Source organism: Chryseobacterium sp. CFS2 (assembly GCF_036543225.1).
In the GTDB taxonomy this organism is placed as follows: domain Bacteria; phylum Bacteroidota; class Bacteroidia; order Flavobacteriales; family Weeksellaceae; genus Chryseobacterium; species Chryseobacterium culicis_A.
This window is the reverse complement of record NZ_JAZHQU010000021.1, coordinates 1-1,362: the sequence shown is the minus strand read 5'-3', so window position 1 is coordinate 1,362 and position 1,362 is coordinate 1. Positions and strand designations below refer to the sequence as shown.

Here is a 1,362-nt window from a genome sequence, read left to right as displayed (position 1 = left end):
TAATAAAGAGTTCGATATTCTATCGGGCTCTTTCCTTTTAAATTAAGTCTTATTCTCTCATTATTATAATAGTCAATATATTGATGAATTTCGTCTTTTAATTCTTGTATTGATTTAAACTTTTTCAGATAAAACATTTCGGATTTTAATGTTCCAAAGAAATTCTCTATTATAGCATTATCCAAACAATTCCCTTTTCTAGACATACTTTGGATAATTCCTTTTTGTTTCAAAATATTTTGATACAGCTTCATTTGATATTGCCAACCCTGGTCTGAGTGAAGAATTAGGTTCTGTATATTCTTTGTTTTTCTAAAACTCTTTTTCAACATATTAATAATTTGTGCAAAAACTGGCTTTTCTGAAAGCTCATAGCTTATAATCTCTCCGTTAAATAAGTCGATGATAGGAGACAGATATAATTTGTTTCCAGAAACATTGAATTCTGTAATATCGGTAGCCCATTTTTGGTTCGGGTGATTAGTCTTGAAGTTTCTTTTCAGAATATTCGGGGCTATTTTTCCTTGTTCTCCACGGTAAGATCTGTATTTTTTCACCCGAATTAAGCTTTTTAAGCCCAAGTCTTTCATTAATCGTAAAACTGTTTTATGATTGATAATTACACCCTGATTTTTTAGTTCCAGAGTGATTCTTCTATATCCAAATCTTCCTTTATGCTTTTGATAAATTAATTGTATTAAACTTTTAATATGAGCATATTTATCTCCGGCATTACCCCGAGCCTGATGATAATAAAAACTGCTTCTTGCCATACCTGAACAATTCAGCAATATTGCTAAATTATACTTTGGCCTTAACTCTTCGATGGCTTTTGCTTTTTGCTGGCTAGAGCTAAGGCGTCTAACTTTTTTAGATAATCAATCTCTGCTCGAAGCCTTTCATTTTCAAGTAAAAGTTCTTCTTCTCGTGTCAAAACTTTATCAGATTTTCTTTTTTTATCTTTATTATCACTCATTATCTTAGGTCTTCCTCTGGGTTTATTTTCTAACCCTAAAATACCACTTTTCTCATAATTATGCTGCCAATTTAAAATACTGGACTCCGCACCTATATTAAACTTTAAGCATGCCTGTTTAATGGAAAGGTGACTTTCTGATATGGATTGTAAAACTTTCAGCTTAAAATTGACATCATAAACTCTGTTATGGATGCGAAGAAGACCTCTAGATCCATGTTGATTATAGTATTTAACCCATTGTTTCAATAAAGATTTACTGATCCCTAATTCTTTAGCAACTACGGAAATCGAACGATGTCTTTGTAAAACCTTAACAACACAATCTGTTTTAAATTCTAAACTATACTTTGATTTTCCCATAAAAAATGCCCCTAAAAAGTGTC

At 31.2% G+C, this 1,362-nt stretch carries 2 protein-coding genes; both read right to left on the bottom strand.

Going from position 1 to position 1,362, the window contains the following annotated elements:
- Positions 1 to 827: IS3 family transposase (locus ODR02_RS23530; protein ID WP_408916237.1), on the bottom strand; the 827-nt coding region annotated here is incomplete at its 3' end.
- Positions 815 to 1,362 (bottom strand): transposase (locus ODR02_RS23630; protein ID WP_408916235.1); only part of this gene is annotated, 548 nt, incomplete at its 5' end. The genes ODR02_RS23630 and ODR02_RS23530, both read right to left, overlap by 13 nt.